This is a genomic window from Methylobacterium soli (genome assembly GCF_008806385.1).
GTDB classification, from domain to species: Bacteria; Pseudomonadota; Alphaproteobacteria; order Rhizobiales; family Beijerinckiaceae; genus Methylobacterium; species Methylobacterium soli.
On sequence record NZ_VZZK01000085.1, the window covers coordinates 2,302 to 7,973 of the forward strand.

The following is a 5,672-nucleotide window of genomic DNA, read 5'->3' on the forward strand; positions in this document are numbered from 1 at the left end:
TGCATCCGGGCGTCCGAGCTGTCGGGACCATGCCGGGTTGATCGACGTCAGATAGCCATCGAAGGTGGCAACTCCGAAGAGGTCGCGGCTCATCTCGAACAAGCGGTCGCGTTCGCGTTGAGCTTCTGCGACTTGCCGACGCTCGGCGGTCACGCGGTTGGTGGTCTCGGTGCAGGCGCAGAACAGGCCAACAATGACGCCGTCATCCCCGGGTACGGGGGTGTAGGAGAAGGCGAAGTGCGTCTCTTCCGGGTAGCCGCTGCGGTGAAGGGTGAGCTGAAGATCGTCCATGTGCACGGGATCGCCCGCGAACACGCGATCCATCAGAGCACCCACCTCATCCTGCACCTCAGGCCAGGTCTCGAAGAACGGGCGGCCGAGGGCTGCGGGGTGGCGTTCACCGAGCATGGGTGCGTAGGTATCGTTGTAGACCAGGGTCCGGTCGACACCCCAGCAGATGAACATCGGCTGCCGCGAGTTCAGCATCACCCGCACAAGGGCCAGGAGCGATTGCGACCAATGCTCCTGCGGTCCCAAGGATGTACGCGACCAGTCGTAGGCACGCATGAGCACACCCATGGTGCCGCCGCCGGTGAAGGCCGAAGTCTCCGCAATCATGGACTTAGGCCAAGCGCCGGCCGCGCGGCGGCTGCAGAGAGGGCACGGGCTGATCGATGGCCCTACCCTCATCCTTCGAGCGCAACACCCGAATGGCCGTGGGGATGAGGTCGCTGGTTGAGGTGTACTCCCCCTTGGCCACCTGGCTGTCGATCCAGGCAGCCAGCGGTTCCGTCAGCGCGATGTGGCGAGAATGTTTGGCGGGCATGTCCGCCCCCTACCACATCCGATGTCCAAGGTGTTTCCTTCCGAACCACCAAAAAGCAAACTCAGGTTCAGAACTGATGCCGTCCACCAGGACCTTGCGCATGGCATGTCCCATGCGGCGTCATAGGACTGCCCTGGAACGAGGCGGCCTCGGCGTCCACTTCGGCCATCATGCGGCTGATCGAAGCCGGGCCGAAATCCACCCGTCCAGTCGCTGAAGGCTGCTCCGTCAAGCGCCAGTAAGGGGGCGTTCCCCAGGCCTGGTAAGGGTCGATAACAGCCGATCGTGTTTGTCGGTAAAACGGTCGGACACTGTTGGCGAATTCGGGATTGCCACTTCAACCGCGTCCTGAGGTCGGCCTTGTAGTGCTGAGCCGCGAGGGCAAGCTGCCCAATCGCGGAGCGTGGCGGCAACCTTGGCAGGTCCTGAGGTGAATTCGCCAACAGTGTCCGGTCGAATACCCGACATTCGAGCTGATAGGACATATGTCCGTTTTGGGTGGTTTTCCGCCGGTCTGCTTACGGTTGGCAAAGCGCGGAAGCGGACCTTGTCTTCGTGCGCGCTTTTGATCAGTTCGGCAGGAGGCCTGCCTCTTGATAGCTCCTGACCAACGAGTCGAACAGATTTATATCTGACCGGCTTCGAGCGATGATCTGAGCTCCGGCTACAGCAGCATAGATGGCGCGCGCTCTCATCTCGCCGTCCTTCGGCTCAACTAGCTTTGCAGCAACTAGCTGCTCGCGTAGCCAAGCCGTATTGACGTCGGCAAAAGACTGGACCTCCTTCAAAACCTGCTCAGGCAACGCGTCATATTCTGTCGCCATGAAGCTGCTGAGGCACATACGATTGTTACGCTCCAGGGATAGGCGAAAAATGCCAGGGTATCGCTGCAACGCTTCCATCGGGCTTTGCGCATTTGCTGAAATAGCTTCAAGATCGCGGGCAATGTCTTCCCAATAACGGCGTGCAACCGCCTCACCGAGGATAGCCTTATTGGCAAAGTAGTAGTTGATGCTCGCGGCCTTGATACCGACGGCCTCCGCGAGATCACGGAAGTTGATGCCGCCGTAGCCATAGGCCATCGCTGCTTCCCTCGCGGCCACGAGGATCGCCTCGCGCACATCCCTCTTCAACGTCGCTGCCATTCTCAACCTCCACCTGTCATATGGCAGACAGGGGTTGACGACACAAGGCGTTCGTCTTAGCTTGTTGCCTGTCATCTGACAGACAGGCAAACTCTTCAGGGTAGCGAGACGACGATGTCCGACAAGCTCAAGCTCTTCACCTCTCCCTCGGCCTTCCCCAACCCGCAGCGCCTGCGGATCTTCATGCACGAGAAGGGCATCGCCGATCACTTCGACGAGACGATCTACGACATGTCACCGGTGGGCGAGCAGCGGGGTTGGAAACACCTGAAGATGAACGCTTGGGGCGAGACACCGACGCTCGCGCTCGCCGACGGCTCTTACCTCAGTGAGACCTCCGCCATCGCCCGCTATCTCGATGACGCGTTCGAAGGCCGCAAGATCATGGGGAAGACGGCGCACGAGCGTGGCCTCGATCAGATGTGGGACAACCGGGTGTGGGTCCACATCCTCTATCCCATCGTCACCGCATTCCATGTCCTGCATCAGGGTCTGGGCCCGAAGCTCGAACTGACCAGCAATCCGGCCTGGGGCGAGCACTCCCGCAAGGTGGCACTAGCGCATGCCGGCCTCGTCGACCGGCATCTCTCCGACGGCCGCGCGTGGCTTCTGGGGGGCGATCAGCTGACGTTCTCGGACATCACGTTGGCGACAGCCATCGCGTTCTCCAAGTTCCCGGTCAACGCCACTCCGCTCGATGAGCGCTTCGAACATCTCGATGCCTTCTGGCAGCGTTGGCAGACCCGTCCGACCTTCATCGCTGCCTATGCCGACCGGAGCAGCGGTGTGCCGGAGATCGACACCCGGACGTGAGCGCCCAGCGGTCGGTCCCGGCCGGGGTCCGACCGCAATTCTGCCCGAGGAGATCATCATGCCTTTTGCACGTATCGATCTGATCCAGGGGAAGCCCCCCGAGTACCGCGCTGACGTGGCGGACATCGTCTACCGGGGCATCGTCGATGTCCTCAAAGCACCCGATGGCGACCGCTTTGTGGTCATTGGCGAGCACACGGCAGACAATCTTATATACGATCCGCAATTTCTTGGCTTCAGCCGGTCGCCAGACTTCATCTTGATCCAGGTGACGAGCACCGTCGGCAACAAGAAGGACACCAAGTTCGCTTTCTATCGTTTCGTTGCCGATGAGCTGAAATCGAAGCTGGGGGTTCGACCTGACGACATCATGATCAACATGGTTTTTGTCGACAAGGAGGATTGGTCGTTCGGTGACGGTCAGCCGTGGTAACGACTTCCGAGATCACCTCGGCCCACAACTGCAGGGCCGCAGATTAATGACCGCGTTGGGGAAGCGCCGACGGTTACCGCAACTACTGGCGTGGGTCGCAAGCTGCCGGCCTGCTTCCCGCATCCCAAGCGGAGAGGCGGACGTTCGTTGTGGCTCGGGCGGATGCGTCAAAATGACCCCTTCCAGACCTTAACGGCGCACGAGAGGAGCTTCCGGTCACGAGCGTTTTCCGGACATTTGATTTTCTTACAGGGTTTTCCGACACGTGCGGAGCGCATCACGCTCGACACGTGCGCCCCAATCGGCCTGTCGGGTTTTCGGTCGGATTCCCTACAACGGATCGCTATGCAGAGGGCGCAGGTCCTGATCTAGGCTGTGTACCCGAAGCACTCAGTTGTACGCTGAACGAAGCGGCCTTAACGAGCTGGTCAGCCTCGCGACTGAGAACCGAGGCCGCCGGGAGGATCCTCATGCCGCATGCAAAGATCGGGCGCGCCTTCGTGCTCGGGGTCGCCCTCGCTCTCACGACCAGCATCCCAGCATTAGCCGAGGATCCCTCGACCGCTGAGCAGACCATCGACGCCATGAACAAGCTGTTCGACAAGCATGCGGGCATCCGGGCCAACCACGCCAAAGGCGTCGTGGCCGAGGGCAGCTTCACGCCTTCGGCCGAGGCGGCGAAGATCAGCAAGGCATCTCTGTTCCAAGGCCCCGCTGTGCCGGCGACGATCCGCTTCTCGGACGCGACCGGCATACCCACCATCTCGGATGGCGCGGCCAACGCCAACCCGCATGGCATGGCCCTGAAGTTCAAGCTGAGCGACGGCGCGGAGATGGACGTCGTCGTCAACGCCCTCAAGTTCTTCCCTGTCGCCACCGGCGAGGAGTTCCGCGGCCTGCTGAGGGCGGCCGCGGAGAGCGGGCCGGACGCCGCGCACCCGACCGCGCTCGAGCGCTTCGCCGCCACCCATCCAGCAGCCGCGACGGCGGGCAAGACAGCAAAGACCCCGTCGAGCTTTGCCCGCCAGATGTACAACGGCGTCAACGCCTTCATCTTCGTCGACAAGGACGGCAAGCGGCAGCCATTCCGGTACCGCTTTGTGCCCGCTGGTGGCGAGGAGATCCTGACGCCCGAGGAAGTGTCCAAGCGCGAGCCGAATTACCTGATGGAGGAGATCGGCCCTCGTCTTATGAAGGAGCCGACGAGCTTCCGGGTGCTGGCTCAGCTCGCCGATCCCGGCGACCCGACGAACGACGCCACGACGCCTTGGCCAGATGATCGCAAGACGATTGATCTCGGCACCCTGACGGTGACGAAGGCCGTGCCGGACAGCGCGGAGGCCGAGAAGGCGCTGCTGTTCATGCAGAACGCGCTCACCGACGGGATCGAGGTCTCGGACGATCCGTTGATCGACGCCCGTGTACAAGCCTACGCGGTCTCGTTCGGCCGACGCTCGCAATGACGAGGGGCGTTCGACCGAGCTCGTTTTGACGACGCGTTCGCCCCAGCCTATCGCTCAGCGAGTCGTGCCGGGGGCTGGAGCGGCCGAGCTGTTGCCATGAGACGTGCCCGGAGACCCGGCGCTGCCCGTGGTTGAATTGCTCCCGCCTGTGCCGGTGCGGGCGCTGTCCTTGGTGGCTCCTGTGCCGGTCATTCCGCCAGCTCCCATGCTTTCCGTAGGAGCGCCGACGTCGCCACCGCCTCTGGCCTGCCCGGCTCCTGCACCTTTGCCTGCAGCGCCTTCAGCAAGGGCAATCCCTGCGATGCTTGTGAGGATCCCGGCTGCGAGCAAGGGTGCGCGAATGCCCGCTCTCATGTTGCCTCCGATGTTGGCTCTGGCAGAACGAGAACGCTGCCTTGCCGGACCAACAAGGTCTGCCGGAGGGCGTTCCGGATGGCCACGAGATCGCTTTGCTTGTCCCTTGGCACGCTGCCGCAAGCCTCTAGGAGCAGGTGGCCGTTGGTCTTGGGATAGCTCAGGAGCGCCGCTCAGATCGGTGCGGTGCTTCGTAGTGGAAGAAAGCCGGCTGCGCGCCCCAAACTTCCCCGGAACGGTCTTGGGCAGGACCACGTTTGGGTCGCCTGGAACCACAACACCGGAAAAATGACGTTATGAAGCGCACGATTGTCACGCTTGCAGCGACCCTCGCCCTCACTGGCGCCGCTTTCGCCACCGAGGCTACGAAGAGCGGCCCTGGCGCATCCAGCAACTCTCCGGGGCACGAAATGCAGGACCGCGGCAGCAAAGCAGGCTCCCCGGGGGCCTCTGGCTATGTTCCAGGCCATGAAATGAAGAGCGGCACCACCGGCTCGACCGGTGGCAATACGACGAAGAGCGGCAGCGGCGCTGGAACCAGCGGCTCCGGCTCGTCATCTCGCTAACCTAGCTGTAGAGTGTCAACAGGTTGTCCTCGGTGAGGCGGAGGCGGCTGATGGGTGTTTGGCCGTTGATGC

Annotated in this window: 6 protein-coding genes; 3 read left to right on the top strand and 3 right to left on the bottom strand. The window is 62.3% G+C overall.

Annotation, left to right across the window (positions count from 1 at the left end; all coding sequences use genetic code 11):
• The 3 genes from F6X53_RS31520 to F6X53_RS31530 form a co-directional block, all read right to left on the bottom strand.
• Nucleotides 1-618, bottom strand: a 618-nt coding sequence (locus tag F6X53_RS31520; RefSeq protein WP_191971087.1) for a PAS domain-containing protein, incomplete at its 3' end; no start/stop codon positions are given.
• A gap of 4 nt (nt 619-622) precedes the next feature.
• Nucleotides 623-826, bottom strand: a complete 204-nt coding sequence (locus tag F6X53_RS31525) for a ribbon-helix-helix domain-containing protein (protein ID WP_151005808.1) — start codon at nt 824-826, stop codon at nt 623-625.
• Nucleotides 827-1,395: 569 nt separating this feature from the next.
• Entirely contained in the window at nt 1,396-1,971 is a 576-nt protein-coding gene (locus tag F6X53_RS31530) for a TetR/AcrR family transcriptional regulator (protein WP_151005810.1), read from the bottom strand.
• A 114-nt stretch (nt 1,972-2,085) separates the two neighbouring features.
• Here F6X53_RS31530 and F6X53_RS31535 point away from each other — a divergent pair, with 114 nt between their 5' ends.
• From F6X53_RS31535 to F6X53_RS31545, 3 genes are all read left to right on the top strand, one after another.
• Entirely contained in the window at nt 2,086-2,784 is a 699-nt protein-coding gene (locus tag F6X53_RS31535) for a glutathione S-transferase family protein (protein ID WP_151005812.1), read from the top strand.
• A 58-nt stretch (nt 2,785-2,842) separates the two neighbouring features.
• Nucleotides 2,843-3,217: a tautomerase family protein gene (locus F6X53_RS31540; RefSeq protein WP_151005814.1), complete on the top strand. Its 375-nt coding sequence runs from the start codon at nt 2,843-2,845 to the stop codon at nt 3,215-3,217.
• A gap of 470 nt (nt 3,218-3,687) precedes the next feature.
• A complete protein-coding gene (locus tag F6X53_RS31545; RefSeq protein WP_151005816.1) occupies nt 3,688-4,680 on the top strand; it encodes a catalase family peroxidase in 993 nt (330 codons plus the stop codon).
• The last annotated feature ends 992 nt before the right edge of the window (nt 4,681-5,672 follow it).